The 24015-nt window shown below is 71.7% G+C and carries 20 protein-coding genes; 14 read left to right on the forward strand and 6 right to left on the reverse strand.

Annotated elements, in window-relative coordinates:
- The gene (locus B0I28_RS11980) at nucleotides 1-1437 is read left to right on the forward strand and encodes a GuaB1 family IMP dehydrogenase-related protein (RefSeq protein ID WP_106364067.1); all 1437 of its coding nucleotides are present in this window, start codon (nucleotides 1-3) and stop codon (nucleotides 1435-1437) included.
- Here the strand turns inward: B0I28_RS11980 and B0I28_RS11985 are convergent, their stop codons facing one another.
- A complete protein-coding gene (locus B0I28_RS11985; RefSeq protein ID WP_106364068.1) occupies nucleotides 1438-2079 on the reverse strand; it encodes a response regulator in 642 nt (213 codons plus the stop codon).
- Nucleotides 2076-2939: a sensor histidine kinase gene (locus B0I28_RS11990; RefSeq protein WP_106364069.1), complete on the reverse strand. Its 864-nt coding sequence runs from the start codon at nucleotides 2937-2939 to the stop codon at nucleotides 2076-2078. Before B0I28_RS11990 ends, B0I28_RS11985 begins: the two co-directional genes overlap by 4 nt.
- A gap of 109 nt (nucleotides 2940-3048) precedes the next feature.
- Between B0I28_RS11990 and B0I28_RS11995 the strand changes: the two genes are divergently transcribed.
- From B0I28_RS11995 to B0I28_RS12005, 3 genes are all read left to right on the forward strand, one after another.
- Nucleotides 3049-3780, forward strand: a complete 732-nt coding sequence (locus B0I28_RS11995; protein WP_181245763.1) for an ABC transporter ATP-binding protein — start codon at nucleotides 3049-3051, stop codon at nucleotides 3778-3780.
- The gene (locus B0I28_RS12000) at nucleotides 3777-4532 is read left to right on the forward strand and encodes an ABC-2 transporter permease (protein ID WP_106364071.1); all 756 of its coding nucleotides are present in this window, start codon (nucleotides 3777-3779) and stop codon (nucleotides 4530-4532) included. The genes B0I28_RS11995 and B0I28_RS12000 overlap by 4 nt, the downstream gene beginning before the upstream one ends.
- A gap of 152 nt (nucleotides 4533-4684) precedes the next feature.
- On the forward strand, nucleotides 4685-5695 hold the full coding sequence (locus tag B0I28_RS12005; RefSeq protein ID WP_146148061.1) for an L-type lectin family protein: 1011 nt from the start codon (nucleotides 4685-4687) through the stop codon (nucleotides 5693-5695).
- Nucleotides 5696-5758: 63 nt separating this feature from the next.
- Here the strand turns inward: B0I28_RS12005 and B0I28_RS12010 are convergent, their stop codons facing one another.
- Nucleotides 5759-7144 carry an NAD(P)H-quinone dehydrogenase gene (locus tag B0I28_RS12010; protein ID WP_106364073.1) on the reverse strand — a complete coding sequence of 462 codons (1386 nt, stop codon included), beginning with the start codon at nucleotides 7142-7144 and terminating at the stop codon, nucleotides 5759-5761.
- Between the two features lie 108 nt (nucleotides 7145-7252).
- Between B0I28_RS12010 and B0I28_RS12015 the strand changes: the two genes are divergently transcribed.
- The gene (locus B0I28_RS12015) at nucleotides 7253-7702 is read left to right on the forward strand and encodes a gamma-glutamylcyclotransferase (protein WP_245888953.1); all 450 of its coding nucleotides are present in this window, start codon (nucleotides 7253-7255) and stop codon (nucleotides 7700-7702) included.
- Here the strand turns inward: B0I28_RS12015 and B0I28_RS12020 are convergent.
- Complete coding sequence (locus B0I28_RS12020; RefSeq protein WP_106364075.1) at nucleotides 7699-8889, reverse strand: amidohydrolase; 1191 nt, start codon at nucleotides 8887-8889, stop codon at nucleotides 7699-7701. The genes B0I28_RS12015 and B0I28_RS12020 overlap by 4 nt on opposite strands.
- A gap of 550 nt (nucleotides 8890-9439) precedes the next feature.
- Nucleotides 9440-11026, reverse strand: coding sequence for an acyl-CoA mutase large subunit family protein (locus tag B0I28_RS12025; RefSeq protein WP_219926724.1), 1587 nt, complete (start codon nucleotides 11024-11026; stop codon nucleotides 9440-9442).
- Between the two features lie 176 nt (nucleotides 11027-11202).
- Between B0I28_RS12025 and B0I28_RS27235 the strand changes: the two genes are divergently transcribed.
- Together B0I28_RS27235 and B0I28_RS12035 are read left to right on the forward strand one after the other, a co-directional pair.
- Nucleotides 11203-13149, forward strand: coding sequence for a serine/threonine-protein kinase (locus tag B0I28_RS27235; RefSeq protein ID WP_181245764.1), 1947 nt, complete (start codon nucleotides 11203-11205; stop codon nucleotides 13147-13149).
- A gap of 56 nt (nucleotides 13150-13205) precedes the next feature.
- Nucleotides 13206-14879, forward strand: coding sequence for a phospho-sugar mutase (locus B0I28_RS12035; protein WP_106364077.1), 1674 nt, complete (start codon nucleotides 13206-13208; stop codon nucleotides 14877-14879).
- A gap of 49 nt (nucleotides 14880-14928) precedes the next feature.
- Here the strand turns inward: B0I28_RS12035 and upp are convergent, their stop codons facing one another.
- A complete protein-coding gene (gene upp / locus B0I28_RS12040) occupies nucleotides 14929-15561 on the reverse strand; it encodes a uracil phosphoribosyltransferase (protein WP_106364078.1) in 633 nt (210 codons plus the stop codon).
- Between the two features lie 94 nt (nucleotides 15562-15655).
- Between upp and deoC the strand changes: the two genes are divergently transcribed.
- The 7 genes from deoC to B0I28_RS12075 all read left to right on the forward strand — a co-directional run bounded on the left by deoC (nucleotide 15656) and on the right by B0I28_RS12075 (nucleotide 23975).
- Entirely contained in the window at nucleotides 15656-16570 is a 915-nt protein-coding gene (deoC, locus tag B0I28_RS12045; RefSeq protein ID WP_106364079.1) for a deoxyribose-phosphate aldolase, read from the forward strand.
- Between the two features lie 2 nt (nucleotides 16571-16572).
- Entirely contained in the window at nucleotides 16573-17991 is a 1419-nt protein-coding gene (locus B0I28_RS12050) for an aldehyde dehydrogenase family protein (protein WP_106364080.1), read from the forward strand.
- On the forward strand, nucleotides 17984-18856 hold the full coding sequence (locus B0I28_RS12055; protein ID WP_106364081.1) for an aldehyde dehydrogenase family protein: 873 nt from the start codon (nucleotides 17984-17986) through the stop codon (nucleotides 18854-18856). The genes B0I28_RS12050 and B0I28_RS12055 overlap by 8 nt, the downstream gene beginning before the upstream one ends.
- Before the next feature lie 141 nt (nucleotides 18857-18997).
- Nucleotides 18998-19834 (forward strand): DNA primase, encoded by an 837-nt coding sequence (locus B0I28_RS12060; RefSeq protein WP_106364082.1) that lies wholly within the window; start codon nucleotides 18998-19000, stop codon nucleotides 19832-19834.
- A gap of 310 nt (nucleotides 19835-20144) precedes the next feature.
- Nucleotides 20145-21680: a hypothetical protein gene (locus B0I28_RS12065; RefSeq protein WP_146148062.1), complete on the forward strand. Its 1536-nt coding sequence runs from the start codon at nucleotides 20145-20147 to the stop codon at nucleotides 21678-21680.
- Nucleotides 21677-22102, forward strand: a complete 426-nt coding sequence (locus B0I28_RS12070; protein ID WP_091048495.1) for a roadblock/LC7 domain-containing protein — start codon at nucleotides 21677-21679, stop codon at nucleotides 22100-22102. Before B0I28_RS12065 ends, B0I28_RS12070 begins: the two co-directional genes overlap by 4 nt.
- 283 nt (nucleotides 22103-22385) lie before the next feature.
- Nucleotides 22386-23975 (forward strand): HNH endonuclease signature motif containing protein, encoded by a 1590-nt coding sequence (locus B0I28_RS12075; RefSeq protein WP_146148063.1) that lies wholly within the window; start codon nucleotides 22386-22388, stop codon nucleotides 23973-23975.
- Nucleotides 23976-24015 lie beyond the last annotated feature (40 nt).

Consider the following 24015-nt stretch of genomic DNA (forward strand, 5'->3'; position numbering starts at 1 on the left):
ATGCGCTTCATCGACCGCCAGCCCGAGCACGACCTCACCTACTCCGACGTGTTCATGGTCCCCAACCGGTCGAACGTGGCGTCCCGCCTCGACGTCGACCTCTCGACGAACGACGGCACCGGCAACTCGATCCCGATCATCGCCGCGAACATGACCGCGGTCTCGGGCCGGCGCATGGCCGAGACGCTCGCCCGCCGCGGCGCGCTCGCCGTGATCCCCCAGGACATCCCCGTCGACGTCGTCGCCGACGTCATCGCCCGCGTCAAGTCCCGCCCCCTCGACTGCGACGCGGCCCTGACCCTCCCGCCGACCGCCACGGTCGCGGAGGCCATCGCGCTGTTCCCGAAGCGCGCGCACGGCGCGGTCATCGTCACCGACTCCGAGCGCCGCCCGCTCGGCGTGGTCACCGAGGCCGACTGCCGCGGCGTCGACCGGTTCACGCAGCTGGAGCAGGTCGCGTCCGACCGGCTCGTGACCCTCCAGATCGGGACCAGCGAGGCCGAGGCGTTCCGGGTCCTCGAAGAGTCGAACGTGAAGCTCGCGCCCGTGCTCGACGCGGACGGGCGCCTCCACGGCGTCATCACCCGCGCCGGAGCCCTGCGCAACACCATCTACCGGCCGAACACCGACGCCGACGGGAAGCTCCGCGTCGCCGTCGCCATCGGCATCAACGGCGACGTCACCGGCAAGGCCGCGGCCCTCGTCGAGGCCGGCGCCGACACCATCGTCGTCGACACCGCGCACGGCCACCAGGAGAAGATGCTCGACGCGCTCAAGCTCGTGCGCGACGCCGCCCCGCACCTGCCGGTCGCCGCCGGGAACGTCGTCACCGCCGAAGGCGCCATGGACCTCATCAACGCGGGCGCCGACATCGTCAAGGTCGGCGTCGGCCCCGGCGCCATGTGCACCACCCGCATGATGACCGGCGTGGGCCGCCCCCAGTTCTCCGCGGTCCTCGAATGCGCCGCCACCGCGCGCCGCATGGGCCGCCACGTGTGGGCCGACGGCGGGGTCCGCCACCCCCGCGACGTCGCCCTCGCGCTCGCCGCGGGCGCCTCGAACGTCATGATCGGCTCCTGGTTCGCCGGGACCCACGAGTCCCCCGGCGACATGCACTACGACGCGAACGGCAAGCCCTACAAGGAGTCCTTCGGCATGGCCTCGGCCCGCGCCGTCAAAGCCCGCAGCGCCGGCGAGACCTCCTTCGACCAGGCCCGCAAGGCCCTGTTCGAGGAGGGCATCTCCACCGGCCGCATGTACCTCGACCCGCAGCGCCCCGGCGTCGAGGACCTCCTCGACTCCATCGTCGCGGGCATCCGCTCCGCCGCCACCTACGCGGGCGCCACCAACCTGGAGGAGTTCCACGAGCGCGCCGCCGTCGGCGTCCAGTCCGCCGCCGGCTACACCGAAGGCGCCCCGGTCCCCAGCTCCTGGTAGTCAGCTCCGGGCGTCCCTCGCGAGGAGGGCCGCCTGGACGCGGTTGGCGCAGCCGAGTTTCGCGAGGACGCGGCTGACGTAGGTCTTCACCGTGGCCTCGCTCATGTGGGCGCGGGCGGCGATCTCGGCGTTCGAGAGGCCCTCGGCGAGGAGGTCGAGGACCTCGCGCTCGCGGGCCGCGAGGCGGTCGACGCGGGCCAGGGCGTCCCGGCGGCGCGGCGCCGATTCGGGCGCGACCAGGCCCAGGACCATGCGCGTGACCGCGGGCGAGAGGTACGCCTCCCCCGCGGCGACCGCGCGGACCGCGGTCACCAGTTCCTCCGGAGTGCACGACTTCAGCACGAACCCGGCCGCGCCGCGCTCGACCGCGGCGAGCACGTTCGCCTGGTCGCCGAACGAGGTGAGGACCAGGGCCCGCGTCAGCGGAGAGGCGGCGGCGAGGCGCTCGGCGACCGCGAGGCCGCCGAGGCCGGGCATGTGGAGGTCGAGGAGCGCCACGTCGGGCCGGTGCCGCTCGGCCGCGGCGATCGCGGCGCGGCCGTCGTGCGCGGTGGCCACGGCCCGGAACCCGGCCGCTTCGAGGACCGTGCGGACCCCTTCGACCACGAGCGGTTCGTCGTCGGCGATGAGCACAGTGGTCACTGGACCCCCGCAACCGACGTGAGCGGCACGAGCACCAGCAGGAGCACGAGCGTCGCGAACGCGGCGGCCTTGACGCGCCGCGCCACCTTCGGCTCCCGGACGCGGGGCAGCATGGCGCTCAACCGGAACCGGCCCTCCTCGGCGCGGTGGTCGAGCAGGCCCCCGGCGGCGTCGACCCGTTCACGGAGGCCCGTCAGGCCGTGGCCGCCCGCGAACGTCTCGGACGCCGTGTCCGGGAGCGGGTTCTCCACCGTCACGAGCAGGGCGTCCTCCTCCCACGTCACCGTCGCGACCGCGAGGGTCCCGGGGGCGTGCTTCGCGGCGTTCGCGAGGCCCTCCTCCAGGACCGCGTAGGCCGCGCGGGACCCGGCCGCGGTGAAAGGGCCGGGTTCGCCGCGCTGGCGCAACTCGACCTGCGCACCGGCCTCGATGAAGCGGGCTGCCAGCGATGCGGCGGCGGCGTGGTCGAAGTCGACCTCCGCTGCTGCTTCACCTCCGCGCAGGACCGCCACGAGGCCGTGCAGGTCCTCGACGGCGCCGCGCAGCGAGTCGCCGACGCGGCGGGCCTCGGCGCGCCGCTCCGGGTCGGTCTCGCGGACTTCGAGGGCCGCGGCCTGGACCGCGGCGAGACCGAGGCGGCGGCCGATGCGGTCGTGCATGTCGCGGGCCAGGCGCAGCCGCTCGCGGTTGACCGCGGCCTCCTGCTCGCGCTCGGCACGCCGGTACCGCTGCCAGAGCGCGACGACGACCGCGGCGGCGAGCAGGGCGAGGACGCCCGCGGGGACGGGGCCGGTCGGCATCATGGCGAACACCGCGAACTCGACCAGGACGACCGCGACCGCCGCGAGGAGACCTCTCATGCGGCCAGGGTACGCACCCGCGGCCGGGTCCGGCCGTCCGCTTTCGTCGCGCAGAGAAGCGACGTTCGGGGACTCCCCTGTCCCCCTTCGGCGTCCGTACGTTGGCCGCGTGATCGAAGTCCACAACCTGACCAAGCGGTACCGCGGCGGCACGGCCGTCGACGGTCTCACCTTCACCGTGGAGCCGGGCCGCGTCACCGGCTTCCTCGGACCCAACGGCGCGGGCAAGTCCACCACCATCCGCATGATCCTGGGCCTGGACCGGCCCACCGAGGGGACCGCACGCGTCGGCGGCCGCCCGTACGCCGCCCTGGAGCGGCCCCTCACCGTCGTCGGCGCGCTCCTGGAGGCGGGCGACCTGCACCCGGGCCGCTCGGCCCGCGAGCACCTGACGTGGATCGCCCGCACCAACGGGCTCGGGCGCGCCCGCGTCGCGAAGGTCCTGGAGCAGACCGGATTGACGGAGGTCGCGGGCAAGCGCGCCCGCACGTACTCCCTGGGCATGAAGCAGCGCCTCGGCATCGCCGCGGCCCTGCTCGGCGACCCGGAGGTGCTCATCCTCGACGAGCCGGTGAACGGCCTCGACCCCGAGGGCGTCATCTGGATCCGCACCCTCGCGAAGCGCCTCGCGGGCGAGGGCCGCACGGTCCTCGTCTCCAGCCACCTCATGTCGGAGATGGCCCTGACCGCCTCGCACCTGGTCGTCATCGGCCGCGGGCGCCTGCTCGCCGACCTGTCCACCGAGGAGTTCGTGGCCGCGCACTCCGGATCGAACCTGGAGGAGGCGTTCATGCGCCTGACGAGCGACGCGGTCCAGTACCGCGCGGGAGGCACCCGATGAACGGCTTCGCGCAGGCGACTGCCGCCGAATGGGTCAAGATCCGCTCCGTGCGGTCCACCGCGATCACCCTGGGCCTGTTCGCGTTCGTCGCGCTCGGCCTGGGCCTGCTCATCGCCCGCGGCTTCGAGTCCGGCGGCCCGAAGGAGGACGCGGTCCTCCCGGTCTTCTTCGGGCTGCTCACCGGGCAGCTCGTGCTCGTCACGTTCGCCGTCGCGACCGTGGGCGCGGAGTTCTCCACCGGCACGATCCGCACCTCCCTCGCGGCGGTGCCCTCGCGCGGCCGGTTCTACGCCGCGAAGATGACCGCGGTCGGCCTGACCCTCGCCGCGGCCTCGCTGGTCGTGGAGCTCGCCTCGTACACCGCGGTCCGGCTCGTCATCGGCGATGCGGCCGCACCGCTGACCGAGTGGTGGACGATCCAGGCGCTCCTGGGCGGATGGATCCACCTGACGCTGCTGAGCCTGTTCACCGCGGCCGTGGCGGTCATGCTCCGCAGCACCGTGGTCGCGCTGTCGGTGCTGCTGCCGGTCCTGTTCCTGTCCTCGCAGGGGCTGGGGAACCTCCCGGCGATCAAGCCGGTGGTCCAGTACCTGCCGGACCAGGTCGGCATGGTCATCATGCACTTGACGGTGCCCGGCGACGAGCGCTTCGGCCGCGACTACGGTCCCTGGGAGGGCATCGCGATCCTCGTCCTGTGGACCGCGGCCGCGCTCGTCGGCGGCTGGATCGCCATGCGCCGCAGGGACGCCTGACGGACGGGTGCGGGACGGCCCGGCCGTCCCGCACCCCTGTGGACCGTCCCCAATTGAGGGAAGATCCACACTTCGCGGACCGTTCTCATATAACTTCGCTCTGTAGTCGACCCGTCACAGCGAGGTCGCGCGACTGGAACGAAGGAGCACTTGTGAAACGCATGGCCATCCTCGGCGCGGGCTCGATGCTGCTCGCCGCCGCCCTCGCCGCGATCCCCGCGACCGCCGCCGGGGCCCAGGGAGCGGAAGAACTCGCCAAGAAACTCCTGGTGAGCGCCCCGTTCACCGGCAAGGGCGACAACCTCCCGACCGACGCGCTGTCGCTCAACGCCTGCCTGACCGCCGCCACCGAGCTCAAGGGCGTCAACGAGTTCGACTCCTGCGCCGACCAGAACGTCGGCCCCGTACCCGAGTCGGGCAAGTCCCCCGGCTACCTCCAGCTCACCGACACCGGCGACTACGACAAGGGCGCCGCGATCTACAACCACGCGCTCCCGAACAAGGGCGGCATCGAGGTCACGTTCGCGCAGTACCAGTACGGCGGCACCGGCGCCGACGGCATCTCGTTCTTCCTCGTCGACGGCGACACCGACCTCACCGAGCCCGGCGCCCTCGGCGGCAGCCTCGGCTACGCGCAGAACGAGAACTTCGACGGCGTCGACGGCGGCTACCTGGGCCTCGGCCTCGACGCCTGGGGCAACTTCTCGGCCGACACCGAGGGCCGCGGCAGCGGCTGCCCCGAGGACTACCGGGCCCCGTCCTACCTGAGCGTCGACCGGAACCGGGCGCCCGACAACGTCGCGCTGCGCGGCCCCGGCAACGGCAAGGAGGGCTACTGCCTGCTCGCTACGACCGCCACGAGCGAGAAAATCGGCGAGTACGCCTACGGCGACATCTACGGGACGGACTTTCCAGAGAGCCTGCGCGCCGAGACCCTCGCCGACGCCAAGCGCGTCGTGAAGCTGAAGGTCACCGACGGGGCGCACCCGAAGGTCACCGTCGACATCGACTTCATGGACGGCGCCGGCTGGACCCGGGTCCTGGAGGCCACCATGCCGTTCGAGGCGCCCGACACGTTCAAGATCGGGTTCGCCTCCTCCACGGGCCGCCATACCGACGTCCACCTGATCCGTCACCTGCGGGTGGAGACCTTCGTCGAATAGGGGAACCGGGAATAAGAGGGGCCCGCGCCTTCCCGGCGCGGGCCCTTTTCATGTCTGCTGCCGCTAGAACTCCATGAGCTGGCGGGCGGCCTCGGCGACCGAGCCCGACAGCGACGGGTAGATCGTGAACGTCCGCGCGACCTGCTCCACGGTGAGCCGCTGCTCCACCGCGAGCGCGATCGGCGTGATGAGCTCGGAGGCGCGCGAGCCGACGACGATGCCGCCCGCGACGATCCCCGACGAGTTCCACGCGAACAGCTTCACGAAGCCCTCGGTCCGGTCGACCATCTTGGCGCGCGGGTTCGACGCGAACGGCAGCAGCACCCCGCGGCAGTCCGCCTTCCCCGAGTCCACATCGGCCTGCGTGACGCCGACGGAGGCCAGCTCCGGGTCGGTGAACACGTTCGCGGCGACGTGGGCGAGCTTGATGGGGCGCACGGCCTCGCCGAGCGCGTGCCAGATCGCGATGCGGCCCTGCATGGCCGCGACGGAGGCGAGCGCGTGGACGCCGGTGACGTCGCCCGCGGCGTACACGCCGGGCACGTTGGTGCGGGAGACCTTGTCGACGGGGATGAACCCGCGCTCGTCGACGGTGATCCCGTACGCGTGCAGGCCCAGGTTGTCGGAGTTGGGGATCGAGCCGACGCAGATGAGCGCGTGGGAGCCCTCGATGACGGTGCCGTCGTCGAGCTCGACCTCGACGCCGTTGTCGGTGCGGCGGGCCGCGGCGGCGCGGGAGTGGTTGCGCACGTCCATGCCGCGGCGCACGAACACGCGGCCGACGGTCTCGGCGGCCTCGGCGTCCTCGTGGGGCATGACGCGGTCGCGGGAGGAGATGAGGGTGACCGCGGAGCCCATGGACAGGTACGCGGAGGCGAACTCGGCGCCGGTGACGCCGGAGCCGACGACGATGAGGTGCTCGGGGAGTTCCTTGAGGTCGTAGAGCTGGCGCCAGGTGAGGATGCGCTCGCCGTCGACGGGGGCGGAGGTGAGGGTGCGGGGGGTGGCGCCGGTGGCGATGAGGACGACGTCGGCGTCGGCGTCGTACGGCTCGCCTTCGAGGGGGACCACGTGGAGCTCGTGGACGTAGTTGTAGCCCTTGTCGACGCGCAGGGCGCCGCGCCCGTAGACGATGTTGACACCCGCGTTGACGAGCTTCTGCGCGATGTCGGCGGACTGCTGGGTGGCGAGGCGGCGCACCCGGCCGTTCACCGCGACGGGGTCGGTGGTGGCCTCTTTGGCCGCCACGCCGAGCTCGGAGGATTCGTGGATCTCGGTGAGCACGTTGGAGGCCGCGATGAAGGTCTTCGAGGGGACGCAGTCGGAGAGGACGCAGGCCCCGCCGGCCCCCATGGCCTCGATGAGGGTGACGTCGGCGCCGAGCTGGGCCGCCACGAGGGCGGCCTCGTACCCGGCCGGGCCTCCGCCGATGATCGCTACTCGTGCCACGGGGCGCGCCTTTCGGTGTTCGGGATGCTTCAGTGCGGGCAGGTTTAAGGGTATCTTCGAGTCGTGCATCTCTATGCCGCGTATGGCTCGAATCTCGACCCTGCCCGCATGCGCGCGACCTGCCCGCGGTCGCCGCTGGTCGGCACGGGCTGGCTGGAGGGCTGGCGCCTGACGTTCGGCGGCGCCGACCTCGGCTGGGAGTCCGCGGTCGCCACCGTCGTCGAGGCGCCCGGCGAGCGGGTCTTCGTGTCGCTCTACGACCTCGACCCGGCCGACCGCCAGGTCCTCGACGAGCTGGAGGGCTTCAACTCGAAGCTCTACCGCAAGATGCACTCCCAGGCCGCGACCCTGGAGGCGAACCGCCCCGTGTGGCTCTACGTCTTCGAGGGCTTCGAGGGCGGCCTGCCCTCCCAGTGGTACCTCGACGAGATCCTCCGCGCCGCCGAAGCCGCGGGCGCCCCGCAGGACTACGTCGAAGCCCTCCGCAAACGCCCCACCGCGGAATTAACACGCGAAAGGGGAGGCGCGGCGCGCCTCCCCTCTTCACCGCCGTCTTAGAACGCCGGGCTCTGCGCCGCGGCGAGGACCGTGTGGACCATGACGCGCACACCGTGCGAGAGCGCGACCTCGTCGATGTCGAAGTTGCCCTGGTGGATGTCGAGCCGCTCCCCCGGCCGCCCGACCCCGAGCCGCGCCATGGCGCCGGGGATCTGCTCCAGGTAGTACGCGAAGTCCTCGCCGCCCATGGACATCGGGGCCTCGACCACCGCGTCCGGGCCGAGCGCCGCGGCCGCGGCGCCCGCGAACATCGCCGAGGCGGCGCGGTCGTTGACGACCGGCGGCACGCCGCGGCGGTAGTCGATCTCGCACTCGACGCCCGAGGCCCGCGCGACGGAACGGGTGATCTCCTGGACCAGGTCCGGGATCATGTCCCAGGTCTCGCGGCCGTGGACACGCACGGTGGCGCGCGCGAGCGCCTCCTGCGGGATCGCGTTCGCGGCCTCCCCGGCCTGCACCGCGCCGAAGACGATCGCGACGGACTGCCGCGGGTCGAGGCGGCGGTTCACCAGCGCGGGGACGTCGACGACGACGCGCCCGATGGCGTTCACGAGGTCCGTGGTCAGGTGCGGGCGGGACGTGTGGCCGCCGCGGCCCTTCATGCGGACCTCCATGACGTCGCACGCGGCCGTCAGCGGCCCGTTGCGGACGCCGATCTTCCCGGCCTGGAACTGCGGGTCGCAGTGGAACGCGAAGATCGCGTCGACGTCGGTGAGCGCCCCGTACTTGATCATCGTGGGCGCACCGGACGGGAACTGCTCCTCGGACGGCTGGAACACCAGGCGGAACCGCCCGGGCAGGCCCTCGCGGGCCTCCAGCTCGCGGAGGACGCGGCCGACGCCGAGAAGCATCGCGGTGTGCGCGTCGTGGCCGCACGCGTGGCAGACGCCGTCGACCGTCGAGCGGTACGGGACCTGCTTCGGGTCGTGGATCGGCAGCGCGTCCATGTCGGCGCGGATCGCGATGACCCGGTCGCCGGTGCCGATGTCGCAGGTCAGGCCCGTGCCGTCGGGGATGATCTGCGGCTGGAGCCCGGCTTCGAGGAGCCGCGCGGCCACGTAGTCGGCCGTGTCGTGCTCCTGGCGCGACAGGCGCGGGTTCGCGTGGATGTGGCGGCGGGCCGCGACGACCTCGTCCGCGTGGGCGGCGAGCCAGGCGTCGAGGAAGTCCGGCAGCGATGTGGACATGACCTGCTCCGAAGCGGTGGTGCCGGAAACAGCGCTCCCGGCTGCGGTGTCGAACGAGGGCAAGGCGGCGGGTACCACGAGACACGACTCCGGTGCGACGGCACTCGGCAGCGGCTCATTCGATTTCGTGGCGGTACCCATCTCGACGACTTTCTCCGCAGTGAGCGTGTACATTTCCTTCGCGCCTCGCAATTCGCGTTCGAGGATCAAAGCCAATGGAGGCGATCCGGCAAGCTTAATCCGATCGCACTCCGTTGCGGCTAGCGCCGTGATTTGCGACGCCCGGCGGCCGCGTCCGGGTGCATCACGGCGAGCCCGGGGTCACGGCCGCGCGACAGCCGGTCACGGCCCTGCGGGCCGAACCTGCCGTCATAAGGCATAACGCTTGCCGAGCCGATAAGTTACGGCTGAGATCCGACTTTTGAACGGACCGTGGACGCGTCGCCGTTCGATGACGCGTCCGCGGTCGAGTCTTTCCCCGCAAGAGGTTTCCGGCGACAGACGCGGTGTGCGTTCACCGGTCCGGGCCGATCCGTTGGCTAGGCGCCGCTCACCAGGTCTCGGCGGGCACGTGGCGGCCCCACTCGGCGGCGAGCGCCGTGCACACCTCGCCCACGGTCGCCCCGGCCTTGAGCGCCCGCTTGAGCGGGTAGAGCACGTTCGCGGTCCCGGCGGCGGCGGCCGTGACCTCGGCGAGCGCGGCCTCCAGCTCGGCGGCGTCGCGTCCGGCGCGGTGGGCGGCGAGGCGCTCGACCTGCGCCGCTTCGATAGCGGGGTCCACTTTGAGCGGTGAATAGGGCGCTTCGTCCCCATTGAGGACGTATTTGTTGACGCCGACGACGGTCTGCTCCCCCGAGTCGATGCGCTTGGCCGTCTCGTAGGCGCTGCGCTCGATCTCGCCCTTCTGGAAGCCCTCCTCGATGGCGGCGACGGCCGAGCCGTGCGCGAACACCGCGTCGATGAGGCGCAGGGCCTCGGCCTCGACTTCGTCGGTGAGGGCCTCGACGGCGTAGGACCCTGCGAAGGGGTCGACGGTGGCGGTCAGGTCGGTCTCGGCGGCGATGACCTGCTGGGTGCGCAGGGCAAGGCGCGCGGAGGTGTCGGTGGGCAGCGCGATGGCCTCGTCGTAGGCGTTGGTGTGGAGCGACTGGGTGCCGCCGAGCACGGCGGCGATGGCCTGGACGGTGACGCGCGCGAGGTTGACTTCGGGCTGCTGCGCGGTGAGCTCGACCCCGGCGGTCTGGGTGTGGAACCGCAGGCGCATCGAGCGGGGGTCCTTCGCATGAAAGCGGTCGCGCATGACGTGGGCCCAGATGCGGCGGGCGGCGCGGAACTTCGCGACCTCGGTGAGGAGGGTGGAGCGGGCGACGAAGAAGAAGGACAGGCGCGGCGCGAACGCGTCGACGTCGAGCCCGGCGTCGAGGGCGCAGTTGACGTACTCGATGCCGTCGGCGAGCGTGAACGCCAGCTCCTGCGCGGGAGTGGCCCCGGCTTCGGCCATGTGGTAGCCGGAGATGGAGATGGTGTTCCACTGCGGCAGCTCGGCGGCGCAGTACGCGAACGTGTCGGCGACGAGCCGCAGGGACGGCGCGGGCGGGAAGATGTACGTCCCGCGGGCGATGTACTCCTTGAGGATGTCGTTCTGGATCGTGCCGCGCAAGGAGCCCGGGTCGACGCCCTGCTCCTCGGCGACCAGCTGGTAGAGCAGCAGGAGGACGGCGGCGGGCGCGTTGATCGTCATCGACGTGGAGACCTCGCCGAGCGGGATGTCGGCGAAGAGGGTCCGCATGTCGGCGAGGGAGTCGACGGCGACGCCGACCTTGCCGACCTCTCCGGCGGCCTCGGGGGCGTCGGAGTCGTAGCCCATCTGGGTGGGCAGGTCGAACGCGACGGACAGGCCGGTGGTGCCCGCGGCCAGGAGGTCCCGGTAGCGGCGGTTCGACTCGGCGGCCGTGGCGAAGCCCGCGTACTGGCGCATGGTCCAGGGGCGGGACGTGTACATGGTCGGGTGGACGCCGCGCGTGTAGGGGAAGGACCCGGGTTCGCCGAGCCGCTCCGCCAGATCCTCCGCGGCGTCGCCGGGACCGTAGACGGGCCGGATCTCGATCCCGTCTCGGCCTTGCGGTGACGACTGCATGGCTGCCATCCTAGGTGGTGAACCGCGCCTCCGGGAAGCAGCGCGCCTCCCGGCGGCGCCTTCGCGCACCTGGGACGGCGTCCCGCCGTGACCGAGGATCACTTGTGTATCCCCGGTACCGCACCGGTGGCCGGGACGCGGCAGACTAGGAGGGATCCCTCGCGAGGAGTGGTTGCATGACGTACTCATCTGACTACGGTCGCGGTGGTCCCGGCGCCTATGAGGACCCCCGATCCGGCCCGGTGCCGTCCCCTCGGTATCCCCCTGAACCCCAAGCGCCGCAAGGCGATCCGTACGGATCGGAGCCGCGGCGCGACCCGCATCCGTCCTTCGGCGGACGCTTCACGGGATCGGACCCGTACCCCTCGGGCCAGCAGGGCTACAACCGCGACCCGTACGGCGGCGACTCGTACGGCGACTCCTCGTACCGGCACAGCTCCTCGTACGGCAACTACGGGAACCTCGGGCAGAGCTTCGCGGTCGGCCCCGAGCAGGGCCAGCGCCCGCCCGGGCCCGGGGGCCCGGGGAACCGGGCCCGGCCCGGCGACCTGGTGGGCGACCGGTACCGGCTCGAAGACCTGGTCGGCAAGGGCGGCAACGGGTCCGTGTGGCGCGCGACCGACACGGTGCTGCGCCGCGAGGTGGCCCTCAAAGAGGTGTTCCTGCCGCCGGACCTCCCGCCGCACGAGCGGGTCCAGCTCATCGACCGGTCGCGGCGCGAGGCGCAGATCGCGGCGGGGCTGTCGCACCCGTCGGTGATCCGCGTGTTCGACGTCGTCGAGCACGGCGGCCTGCCGTGGATCGTCATGGAGCTGCTCCAGTCGCGGAGCCTCGCCGAGATCCTCTCGCAGGACGGGCCGCTCCAGCCGCGCGTGGCGGCGAAGATCGGCCTCGCGCTCGTGGGGGCGCTCCAGGCGGCGCACGACGCGGGGATCATCCACCGCGACGTCAAGCCCGGGAACGTCCTCATCTCCACCGACGGGCGCTGCGTGCTCTCCGATTTCGGTGCGGCGCAGCTGCACCAGGTCTCGGGCGGCACGACCCCGGGGAAAGTGCTCGGCTCGGCGCACTACATCGCGCCCGAGCGGGCCGTTGGGCACCCGGCCGAGCCCGCCTCGGACGTGTTCAGCCTCGGCGTGACCCTGTACGCGGCCGTCGAGGGGCGCCCGCCGTTCGACCGGGGCGACGCGGTCTCGACGATGCGCGCGGTCGTGCAGGAGCCGCCGGAGAGCCCGCGCAACGCCGGGCCGCTGACGCCGCTGCTGGGCGGGATGCTCGCGAAGGACCCGAACCAGCGCATGCAGCTTCCCGAAGTGCGCCATGAACTCCAGACGCTGCTCGCCGGGCAGTTCGCGGGCCCCGCCGGCCACCAGTCGCCGCCCTACCGCGGCAACGAGGCGTACCAGGAGGGGCCGCCCGCGACGACGGGCCCGCGCCCGCGGGTGCGCGACGTCGAGCCCGAACCCGAGCGCGGCAACCCGTGGAAGTCCGGCGCGGTCATCGCGATCTGCATCATGCTCGTGCTCGTCCTCGGCTGGGGCGCTTACAAGCTCCTCACCGGTGACGACGGCGGCGGCGAGGGCGGCGCGGACCCCGGTGCCAGCGAGGGCGCGTCCGACGGCGGGGAGTCCCCGTCGGACGGGGGCGAGTCCCCCGACGAGAGCGACGGCGCGGCCCCGTTCGAGACGAGCACCTATGAGGGGGACGGCTTCTCGGTCGCGTACCCGAAGGACTGGTCCGAAGGGGAGAGCGGCGACGACTTCGTGTCGTTCTTCAACCCCGAGGACGACACCCAGTGGGTGCGGTTCTACTCCCAGTCCGACCGCGGCGCGGGCGACCCCGAGGGCTACCTCTCGGAGTACTTCGACGGCCTCGGCTCCGAGATGACCGACCTGGAGCAGGTCCGGTTGGAGGACACCGAGATCGGCGGACTGAGCGGCTCGGTCCTGGAGTACACCGGGACGAACCTCGACGAGGTCGGCGCCGAGCGGCACTCGGTGTGGGCCGTGGTCGACGCGGGCGACGGGTCCACGTTCGGGATCTTCATCTCCGGCGACGCGGATACATGGGATCTATCACGAGGGGTGTACGACACCGCGGCGGCGTCGTTCGCTACCGGCTGAGGCCACACCGTCCGCAACACCGGTCTCCCAGGCAGCGGATATGCGACCATTTCCCCATGACCGACTCTGCGCCCGCCATCGACGCGAACCTCGACGCCCTGCGCGCCGAAGCGCTCCAGTGGATCACCGACGACCCCGACAAGGCCGGCCGCGACGAGCTGTACCGGCTCCTCGACGGCCTCCCGGGCACCGCGGCCGAACTGGCCGACCGGTTCTCGGGCCGCCTGAAGTTCGGGACGGCGGGCCTGCGCGGCCCGCTCCGCGCCGGCCCCAACGGGATGAACCTCGCCGTCGTCCGGGCCGCCGCCGCAGGGCTCTCCAACTGGCTGGACGCCAAGGGGGCCGAAGGCCCGGTCGTCATCGGCTACGACGCGCGCCACGGGTCCCGGGACTTCGCCGTCGAGACCGCCCGCGTCGTCACCGGCTCGGGCCGCCGGGCCCTGCTCATGCCCGGCCCGCTGCCGACCCCGGTGACCGCGTTCGCGGTGACGCACCTGGACGGCGCCGCCGCGGTGCAGGTGACCGCGAGCCACAACCCGCCGCAGGACAACGGGTACAAGGTGTACCTGGGCCGCGAGCTCGGCGGTGACCTCGGCGCGGGCGCGCAGATCGTGCCGCCCGCAGACACCGAGATCGAGGCCGCTATCGAAGCCCTCGGACCGCTCTCGGAGATCCCGCTCGGCGACGAGGGCGAGACCCTCGACGGGTCCGTGCTGGACGAGTACCTCGCCGCCATCGCCTCGGTCGTGGACCCCGACGACCCCAAGCGCCTCGCCTCCGTCGCGACGCCGATGCACGGCGTCGGCGGCGCGACGCTCGTGAAGGCCATGGAGCGGGCCGGGTTCCGGGCCCCGACGCTCGTGCCCGAGCAGGCCGAGCCCGACGCGGACTTCCCCACCGTGGCGTTCCCGAACCCGGAGGAGCCCGGCGCGATCGACCTGCTCAAGGCCCTCGCGGCCGAGGAGGGCGCCGACGTGGCGCTCGCGCTCGACCCGGACGCCGACCGCTGCTCGGTCGCCGTCCCCACCGGCGACGGCGGGTGGCGCCAGCTCTCGGGCAACGAGGTGGGCGTGCTCCTCGCCGACCACTGGATGCGCAAGGGCCGCACGGGGACCTACGCGACGACGATCGTGTCCACGACGCAGCTCAAGGCCATGTGCGAGAAGCGCGGGCTGAAGTACATGGAGACCCTCACGGGCTTCAAGTGGCTGGCGCGCACCAGCCCCGACCTGGCGTTCGCGTTCGAGGAGGCCCTCGGGTACTGCGTGGCGCCGGAGTTCCTGCGCGACAAGGACGGCATCTCCGCGTCGCTCGTGGTCGCCGAGATCGCCGCCGGGCAGGCGGCCCGGTTCGCGACGCTCCAGGACCGCCTGGACGAGCTCGCCGAGGAGTTCGGCGTGTACGAGACCGGCCAGCTGTCGGTGCGCGTCGAGGACCTGAGCGAGATCGCCGCGTGCATGAAGCGCCTGCGCGCCAACAGGCCCGCTTCGCTGCTGGACGAGCCGGTGACCGACTACCTCGACCGGCTCCCCGAAGCGGACGTGGTCACGGTGACGACGGCGAACGCGCGCGTCGTGTGCCGCCCGTCCGGGACCGAGCCGAAGCTCAAGGCGTACCTGGAGGTCCGCGAGGACACCGGCGGCGACCTGACCGCGGCGCGCGAGCGCGCCCGCGCGGGCGTCGAGGCCCTGCGCGCTGAAGTCGCCGGAATCCTCGGCGTGCCGCACTAGAAGACACGAAAAAAGGGGGCCGCGGCGAGCGGCCCCCTTTTTTCGTGTCTCAGAAGCGGCGGTAGGCGCCGAACTGGCGGTCGCCCGCGTCGCCGAGGCCGGGGACGATGTAGGCCTTGTCGTTGAGCTCCGGGTCCACCGCGGCGGTGGTCATGCGCATGGCGATCCCGGAGGATTCGAGCTTCGCGATCCCGTCGGGCGCGCACAGCACGCTGACCAGGTCGATGTCGGTGCAGCCGCGCGCGGCGATCATCTCGCAGCAGCGCAGGAGCGAGCCGCCGGTGGCGACCATGGGGTCGAGGACGATGACGTGGCGCCCGGCCAGGTCGTCGGGGAGGGACTCCATGTAGGCGTAGGGCTCGTGCGTCTCCTCGTCGCGGGCGAGGCCGACGAAGCCCATGGAGGCGTCGGGGATCATGGCCTGCGCGGCGTCGGCCATGCCGAGCCCCGCGCGCAGCACCGGGACCAGGACCGGCGGGTTCCCCAGCCGGTAGCCCGTCGCGGCCGCCACGGGCGTCCTGATCCCGTATTCGGTGACGGCCACGCCGCGCGTGGCCTCGTAGACGAGCATCATGGTGAGCTCGTGCAGGGCGGCCCGGAACCGCGGTGAGTCCGAGCGCTCGTCGCGCATGGCGGTGAGCCTGGCGGCGGCGAGCGGGTGTTCGACGATCTTGACATCCACGGTTCATAACCTTAACGCCCAGCTCCGCGAGCTAATGTGAGCTGGTCACCACAGTCTGGTTCAAGCGTCACCGAGAGACGGATACGATCGGGTCATGGGATCAATTCTGAGCGGCGCCGAGGCCGCGTCCCTCGTCCGCGCCCTCCCGGGCGTCGACGCGGTCGGCCTCGAAGCGCGCGCGGCGGGGCTCTCCACCCGCTCGGTCAAGACGACGTCGAAAGCGCACGCCATCGACCTCGCCATCAGCATGATCGACCTCACCACCCTCGAAGGGGCCGACACCCCCGGCAAGGTCCGCTCGCTCGCCGCGAAGGCGATGCGCCCCGACGGCGACGCGCCCGCCACCGCCGCCGTCTGCGTCTACCCGTCGATGGTCGCCACCGCGAAGGAGGCGCTTCAGGGCAGCGGCGTGCTCGTCGCCTCGGTCGCCACAGGCTTCCCCGCCGGGCAGGTCCCGCTCGACGTGCGCCTCGCCGACACCGAGTCCGCGGTGCGCGCCGGGGCCGACGAGATCGACATGGTCATCAACCGCGGCGCGTTCCTCGCCGGGGACCTCGAACGGGTCTTCCACGAGATCAAGGCCGTCAAGGCCGCCAGCGGCGACGCCCGGCTCAAGGTGATCCTGGAGACCGGCGAGCTCGCCACCTACGACGCGGTGCGGCAGGCATCGTGGCTCGCGATGTACGCGGGCGCCGACTTCATCAAGACCTCCACGGGCAAAGTGGGCGTCAACGCGACCCTCCCCGTGACCCTGCTGATGATGCAGGCCGTGCGCGACTACCGGGCCGCCACCGGCATCCAGGTCGGCGTCAAGCCCGCGGGCGGCATCCGCAACACCAAGGACGCGATCAAGTACCTCGTCACCGTGAACGAGGTCCTCGGCGACGACTGGCTCTCGAACCACTGGTTCCGCTTCGGCGCGTCCAGCCTCCTCAACGACCTGCTCATGCAGCGCCAGAAGCTCAAGACCGGCCACTACTCCGGCCCCGACTACGTGACGGTGGACTAGCCATGTTCGAGTACGCCCCCGCGCCCGAGTCGGTGCGGCCCGACATCAAAGAGCACTACGGGCTCTTCATCGACGGCGAGTTCGTCGACGGCCAGGACGTGTTCAAGTCCGTCAACCCCGCGACCGAGGAAGTCCTCTTCACCGTCGCCGAGGCGGGCGAAGCCGACGTCGCGCGCGCCGTCGCCGCGGCCCGCCGCGCCCAGGAGACCGTGTGGGGGCCCATGAGCGGCACCGAGCGCGGCAAGTACCTCTTCCGCATCGCCCGGCTCCTCCAGGAGCGGGCCCGCGAGTTCGCCGTCGCCGAGTCCCTCGACAACGGCAAGCCCATCAAGGAGACCCGCGACTTCGACGTGCCCACGGCGGCGCAGCACTTCTTCTACCACGCCGGATGGGCCGACAAGCTCTCCTACGCGGGGCTGGGCGCGGACCCGAAGCCCTTGGGCGTCGTCGGCCAGGTCATCCCCTGGAACTTCCCGCTCCTCATGCTGGCGTGGAAGATCGCGCCCGCGCTCGCGTGCGGGAACACGGTGGTGCTCAAGCCCGCCGAGACCACGCCGCTGACCGCCCTCATGTTCGCCGAGCTGTGCCAGGAGGCCGACCTGCCCGCGGGCGTCGTCAACATCCTCCCCGGCGCCGGTGCCGCCGGTGCGGCCGTCGTCAACAGCCCTGTGGACAAAGTCGCCTTCACCGGTTCCACGGCCGTGGGCCGCGCCATCGCGAAGGCCGTCGCGGGCTCCAAGAAGAAGGTCACCCTGGAGCTGGGCGGCAAGGCCGCGAACATCGTCTTCGACGATGCGCCCATCGACCAGGCCGTCGAGGGCATCGTCAACGGCATCTTCTTCAACCAGGGCCACGTGTGCTGCGCCGGGTCGCGCCTCCTCGTCCAGGAGTCCGTCGCCGACGACGTGCTCGCGCGCCTCAAAGAGCGGGTGTCGACGTTGCGGGTCGGCGACCCGCTCGACAAGAACACCGACATCGGGGCGATCAACTCCGCCGAGCAGCTCGCCCGCATCACGGCCCTCACCGAGGCTGGGCGCGGCGAGGGCGCCGACGTGTGGCAGCCCGCCTGCGACCTCCCCGAGAACGGGTTCTGGTTCCGCCCCACCGTGTTCACCGGCGTCCAGCAGTCCATGCGGATCGCCCAGGAGGAGATCTTCGGGCCCGTGCTCAGCGTCCTCACGTTCCGCACCCCTGACGAGGCGATCGCCAAGGCCAACAACACGCCGTACGGGTTGTCGGCAGGGGTGTGGACCGAGAAGGGGTCGAAGATCCTGTGGGCCGCCGAGCGGCTGCGCGCGGGCGTGGTGTGGGCCAACACGTTCAACCAGTTCGACGCCGCCAGCCCCTTCGGCGGCCTGAAGGAGTCCGGATACGGCCGCGAAGGCGGCCGCCAGGGACTGGAGGCGTACCTCGATGTCTGAGCGACTGCGGGTGAAGAAGACCTACAAGCTGTACGTCGGCGGGAAGTTCCCCCGCTCCGAGTCCGGAAGGAGCTACCCGGTGAGCAGCCCCGACGGGACCGAGCTGGCGAACGCCGCGCTCGCCAGCCGCAAGGACGCCCGCGACGCCGTGGCCGCCGCGCGCAAGGCCCAGCGGCCGTGGGCGGGGCAGACCGCGTACCTGCGCGGGCAGATCCTGTACCGGGCCGCCGAGATGCTCGAAGGCCGCGCCGGGCAGTTCGCGGAAGAGCTGGCGGATGCGACCGGCGCCGACCCGCACGACGCGCTCGGCACCGTCGAGGCCGCGATCGACCGGCTCGTCCACTACGCGGGCTGGACCGACAAGTACACCTCCGTCCTCGGCGGCGCGAACCCAGTGGCCGGGCCGTACTTCAACCACACGACCCCCGAACCGCTCGGCGTCGTCGCGGTGATCGCCCCGCAGGACGACCCGCTGCTGGGCCTCGTCGAGGCGATTGCACCCGCCATCGCGACCGGGAACACCGTGGTAGTGCTCGCCAGCGAGGCGAAGCCCTTGCCCGCGTTGAGCTTCGGCGAAGTGCTCGCGACCTCCGACCTGCCCGGCGGGGTGGTGAACCTGTTGAGCGGCAAGGCCGCCGAGGTCGCGCCGCACCTGGCGTCCCACGCCGACGTCAACGGGCTCGACCTCACCGGAGCCGACCCCGAGCTGGCCGCCTCCCTGGAGGCCGCCGCGGCCGAGACCCTCAAGGTCGTGCGCCGCCCCGGGAAGAGCGGGAAGGCGCTCGACCTGCTGCGGCAGTGGACCGAGTACAAGACCGTGTGGCACCCGGCCGGGATGGCCGCGGGCGCCGGGGGCGCGTACTAGTGATCGATCCGGGGCCCTTTCCGTAGCGACGGAAAGGGCCCTGTCGCTATCCACAAAGAAAAGCGCACACCGGATGCGATGCGGCGCGCGCTTGCGTCGTAGGCTGTTCCCCAGCTAGACGACTTACGGGAGGGACGCGACATGGCGGCCGAATCTGACGCGCCGGAGCGCGGTGCCGACACCGAGAAGCTCTGGAACGAGACCGGGGTCGACCCGGTGGAACTTCACCTGGGCAAGGACTCGGGGTACACCCTCCGCGCCTACCGGATGTCGGACACCCTGCCGGGGACGAAGGACGACGAGCCCTCCGAGGAGTCGGAGGAGTCGGACGAAGAGCTCGCCGAAGAGGAGATGGTCGCCGAGGGCGCGCCCGTCGACGGCGATGACGACGGCGAGGACAAGGACGGCGACGAGGACGAGGAGTCCGAGGAGCCCGACCCCAAGGACTTCGAGGACGACGAGCCCGAGGAGGACGCCCTCGACGCCGAGCCCGAAGAGGTCCCGGTCTTCCTGACCCGCAAGGGGAAGCTCCTCGTCTTCCGCGAGCCCGCCGCGCTCGTCGCCTACGTCAAGGAGAGCGACGACCACGACCTCGCCGCCATCGACGAGTGGACCGACCTCAAGGACCGCGTGACCGAGGACGACATCGTCTGTGACGAAGCCGACACCTACGAGCTCGACCTCGTCGTCGCGAACCTCCGCGGCGGCCACGACACGTGGGAGCCCGAGCTGCTCATCAAGGCCGCCGAGGTCGGCCGCGACCTGGGCTACGCCCTCAAGAACGACTCCGTGATCGCCGCGCTGGCGCCCGGGTCCCCCCTCGACGACCTCGACGAGACGTTCCGCGTCGTCGTCGACGGCGGCTTCAAGGGCAAGCTCGCGAAGCGGCGCCTGAAGCGCAACGACGCGCAGCAGGCGGCCATCGCCTGGCGCGGCGTCATCGCCAAGATCAACGACCATGTGGAATGGCGCGGATAGCGCACGCCCCACTCAGCCGAACGGCCACACTCCGATGGCCGCCGAGTCCGATTTCCGAAGCCGCCGCGGGAGTCCCGCGGCGGCTTCGCCGCGTTATTCCACAAGGGAATGACCAGGTGACGGCTGCCAGCGAATTGACGGATATGTGTGCTATGGCCTTCGCTCCGTAGGCGAACCCGCACAGGCAGTCCGCTTGCAGAACCGAGTATTCTGCGGAAAACTGATAACGGACTGGTAAAAACGGGCCGGGCACCAGCCCCGGCGACAGGGGACTGCGCCGGCTGCGCGCCCTACGAGAGGAGCTCCGCGGGTGCAAGTGTTCTGCGGCATCACCACCGACCAGCAGGCGTCCGGCGCCGGGCACGGCGACACTGCGTGCGCCGTCGCCCTCGTGGCCGCCGGAGGCGGCCTCATCGCCACCGACACCTTCGGCGACGATCCCCGAGGCTGGGTCCGCTTCAACGGGCTCCTCGCCAGGTCGGCCCCGGGCCAGTCCGTCTCGGTCTCCGTCGCCGGGGACGTCGTCCAGCTCGCCGAGTTCGCGGCCGCCGCCGGACAGCTCGTCGTCCGCGCCGACGCCCGGGCGCTCCGCTCGAAGGACGCGCTCGACGACGCCATCGCCATCGCCCGCGGACTCGCCACCGGCGAGGTCGCCGGGCAGCCCCTCGCCGCACGCCCTGAGGTCGCCGCTCTGCGCCCGATCCTGGACACGGTGGCCTCGGCCGCCAGGGCCCGCCACGACGCGGCAGAGGCGCTCACGTGCCTCCTGCGGGCCGTCTTCCCGGCGGCCCTCGCCGCGTGGGACGACCCGAGCGAGGCCAACGCCGTCGCGATCCTCACCCGGCTCCCCCAGCCCGGCGCCCTCCAGTCCATCTCCACCGAGGAGCTCGCCGCCGACCTGGCGACCGTGGCCGACCCGGGACAGGTCGCGGCCATGGCCGGCGCGCTCACCGAGGCGATCCGCGAGATCGGCGGCGGCGACGACCCGTCCGTCGCGCCTTCCGTCTCCGCCACGGCCGAGGCCGTCTCGGCCTGGGACCGCTCGCTCGAAGGGCTCATCGGCCTCCTCCAGGCCAAGCGCCCCAAGCCCGAGTCCGCGCTCCCCCACCACGTCTCGCCGCCCCTCGACGAGGACCGCGCCACGCGCCGCCGCGGACGCGGGCACGACTCCGACACGCACCGGACCGTGCGCCTCCCCGGCGACCTCCCCGATCGCCAGAGCCTGCGCGCCCTCGACCCCGCGTCGCAGCTCCACTCGGTGGTCATGCCGGACCTCGAAGCGACGCAGGTCATCCCGGACTCGTTCTCCTCGCCGTCGATGCAGCAGCCGGTGGACAGCGAGGGCGGTCAGACCCGCTCGATCCGCCGCCGCCGCGCCGAGCCCGCCGAGCTCCCCCACACCGAGGAGCCGGTGCGCCGCCACCCTTGGCAGCCCAGGGAGGACATCGCGATGGTCGACGTCGCGAGCCTCGCGGCCGACGACGACGGCCTCCTGATCTTCGGCCAGGCCAAGAGCGCCTGGTTCAAGCGGCCCGAAAGCGAAGAGCCCGAGTCGGAGTCGTGGAACCTCCCCGGCGACGACGGCTGGCGCACCGCCCGCACGGCCACCGAGACCCCCGCGACCGAGGAGCCGACCACCGCGGCCGGCCTCCCCCGCCGCAAGCCGCAGGCCAACCTGGTCCCCGGCGCGGTCGTCGCCGACGAGCACCCGCGCTTCGACGAGCCCATCGACCGCGACCCGGAACTGCTGGCGCAGAACACCGCCGGTTACTTCCGCGGCTGGGGCCGCGCCCGCGGCGGGCGTCCGGGCAGCCCCGCGAGGACGGAGAGGATGGCCGCCCGATGAGCGCCAATCTCGGCGTCTACGAGCGCTCCCTGAGCATGCTGCTCGGGTCGCTGGTGGCGCGTACGCCTGGGCTGTCCCATGCGGTGCTCGTGAGCGTCGACGGCCTGCCGCTGGCGGTGTCCGCCGGCCTTCCGAAGGAGCGCGCGGATCAGTTGGCGGGCATCGGTTCCGGTCTGCTTTCGATTGGCGAGGGCGCTGGGCGGTCCATGGACCACGGTCCTGCGCAGCAGGTGATCGTGGAGATGGCCGAGGGCGTGCTGCTGGCGGCCCCGGTCGGGCCGCAGATTTGTTTGACGCTTTTGGCCGTGTCGCAGTGCGATCGGGAGCAGCTCGGGTACGAGCTGGGGCAGTTCACTATGCAGGTGGGGCCTCTGTTGAACGAGGCTCTGACCAATACGGGTTCGATTCCGAAGGTCGTCTGAGCAAGCGCTGACACGGCCCTGAGGTAGCTCTGCTGCCTTGGGGCCGTTTTGTTTTGGGTCAGAGCGGGCAGCGACGAAGAGGTTCTATTTCGCTTGGGTCGGCTTGGCGGCCATGGGGTCTGCGGGTGGTGCGGGCAGGGCGTGATGAGACTTCCTCACCAAAGATCACCCTTCTGGGTGTTGACGCACTTTAGCACACAGCGTCACAATTGAAGCACGATCATCGAACAGATAGACGGAAACAAGCAAGAGATTCGAGAACAGCAGGACGGGGGTGAACCCGATGGCAGCCACTACGATCCACAGCCGGACCAGCGGCAGCGACCAGGCCCAAGCCATCCGGTCCGCCCTCGACACTGCGGCCGCCGCGATCAACACCCACCACGCGGCGGTCCTGTCCTCGGTCATCGCGATGAAGGAACAGAACCTCCACCGCACCGCCTTCGGCTACTCGGCCTTGAGGGATCTCCTGCTGTCCCAGTTCGACTTCACCCACCGCACCGCCGCCGACATCGCCGCCATCGCCCGCCTCTCCTCCAAGTTCCGGGCACTCGTCGAAGCAGCCGTCTCCGGGCAGGCCAGGATCGACCAGGTCGCCTACGCCGTCCGCCAACTCGACCGCACCCCCGCGGTACGCCTGTTCGCACTCACCCCCTTCCGCACCCCGGTCCCCTCCCCCTTCGAAGCCGACACCCTCTGCGCGACACCCGAACACCTCATCGCCCAGTACTGCCAGCACGCCCCCTTCAAAGACCTCCAGCGCCACCTTGACGAACTGGCCGCCCACCTCGCCGAAGAGTCCGAACTCCTTGACAGCCTGGGTGAGCAGTCGCTCCAGTGGATCGAACTGGCCGAGACCGACAACGGCATGTGGGCCCTCTCCGGCGAGTTGTCGGGCGACACGGGCAGGCTCCTGGACAAGTACCTCAAGACCGCCTGCCCGCCACCCCGCCAAGACGAACAAGACCTCGACGGCGTGCTCCCGGCCCAGCCGAACCGGCATGCCGAGGCCCTCCACCAGCTCATTGCGGGCTACGGCACCAACCCCGACGCGGTCAAGCGGCACGGCCACACCGCCACCCTCGACCTGACCGTCGACATCGACACGTTGCAGGGCAAGGACACCGGCCGCACCCCGCTCCTGGAAGGCCAGCCCATCTCAGTCGCCAAAGCCCGCCACCTCGCCTGCGAAGCCGGGATCATCCCCGGGGTCTTCGACTACGACACCGGCGAGGCAATCGAACTCGGCAGAGCCGCCCGCCTCCCCAACCAGGCGCTGCGCCGCAAGCTCGAACTGGAGCAGCGGGAAGGGTGCGCCTGGTCGGGCTGCTCGCGCCCGGTCGCCTGGACCGAAGCCCACCACATCACCCACTGGGCCGACGGCGGCGACACCAACGCCGACAACCTGATCCTCCTGTGCCGGTTCCACCACGGCCGCATCCACACGGCAGGCTGGACCGTCGAGAAGACCGGCCCCGGCCAGGCGACCATCACCCACCACGACCACCCCGCCACCGGTGATGACACCGGGGCCGGGCAGGCGAGGGAATGCGGATGCTCCGACTGGCGCACCGATGCGGACATGGACACCGAAAACCAGGACACGGACTGGGACGTGTTCCCGACCGGCCTCTACCGCAGCGAATGGTCCCCCACCCTCAAACCCGACCTCGACTCCAGAGCCGAAGAGGCCGAGCGACAACGAGCCCTCGCCTCGATCCGGGCAGCCAGAGCCAAATGCCGAACACGCTTCACACCCCAGGCGAAGGAACCCGCACCGGCCAAGGCAAGCGGACCGACCGGACCGCCACCGCCCCCACCCAGCCATCGGGAACCGATCCCGGTCGGCAGCCCAGGCGACCCGCCCTTCTGACCCCGCCCGCCCCGGACCAGCCAACCAGGGCGGGAGACAC

Origin of the sequence: Glycomyces artemisiae (assembly GCF_003002955.1) — a bacterium.
Lineage (GTDB): Bacteria > Actinomycetota > Actinomycetes > Mycobacteriales > Micromonosporaceae > Glycomyces > Glycomyces artemisiae.

What these genes read in the sequence shown, in the direction of transcription:
- B0I28_RS12025 (WP_219926724.1), bottom strand. Translation starts at nt 11,026, where the DNA reads ATGCAGTCGTCACCGCAAGGCCGAGACGGGATCGAGATCCGGCCCGTC.
- B0I28_RS12050 (WP_106364080.1), top strand. Translation starts at nt 16,573, where the DNA reads ATGTTCGAGTACGCCCCCGCGCCCGAGTCGGTGCGGCCCGACATCAAA.
- B0I28_RS11980 (WP_106364067.1), top strand. Translation starts at nt 1, where the DNA reads ATGCGCTTCATCGACCGCCAGCCCGAGCACGACCTCACCTACTCCGAC.
- B0I28_RS12020 (WP_106364075.1), bottom strand. Translation starts at nt 8,889, where the DNA reads ATGTCCACATCGCTGCCGGACTTCCTCGACGCCTGGCTCGCCGCCCAC.
- B0I28_RS12015 (WP_245888953.1), top strand. Translation starts at nt 7,253, where the DNA reads ATGCGCGCGACCTGCCCGCGGTCGCCGCTGGTCGGCACGGGCTGGCTG.
- B0I28_RS27235 (WP_181245764.1), top strand. Translation starts at nt 11,203, where the DNA reads ATGACGTACTCATCTGACTACGGTCGCGGTGGTCCCGGCGCCTATGAG.
- B0I28_RS12035 (WP_106364077.1), top strand. Translation starts at nt 13,206, where the DNA reads ATGACCGACTCTGCGCCCGCCATCGACGCGAACCTCGACGCCCTGCGC.
- B0I28_RS12000 (WP_106364071.1), top strand. Translation starts at nt 3,777, where the DNA reads ATGAACGGCTTCGCGCAGGCGACTGCCGCCGAATGGGTCAAGATCCGC.
- B0I28_RS12075 (WP_146148063.1), top strand. Translation starts at nt 22,386, where the DNA reads ATGGCAGCCACTACGATCCACAGCCGGACCAGCGGCAGCGACCAGGCC.
- B0I28_RS12070 (WP_091048495.1), top strand. Translation starts at nt 21,677, where the DNA reads ATGAGCGCCAATCTCGGCGTCTACGAGCGCTCCCTGAGCATGCTGCTC.
- B0I28_RS11990 (WP_106364069.1), bottom strand. Translation starts at nt 2,939, where the DNA reads ATGAGAGGTCTCCTCGCGGCGGTCGCGGTCGTCCTGGTCGAGTTCGCG.
- B0I28_RS12060 (WP_106364082.1), top strand. Translation starts at nt 18,998, where the DNA reads ATGGCGGCCGAATCTGACGCGCCGGAGCGCGGTGCCGACACCGAGAAG.
- B0I28_RS12055 (WP_106364081.1), top strand. Translation starts at nt 17,984, where the DNA reads ATGTCTGAGCGACTGCGGGTGAAGAAGACCTACAAGCTGTACGTCGGC.
- deoC (WP_106364079.1), top strand. Translation starts at nt 15,656, where the DNA reads ATGGGATCAATTCTGAGCGGCGCCGAGGCCGCGTCCCTCGTCCGCGCC.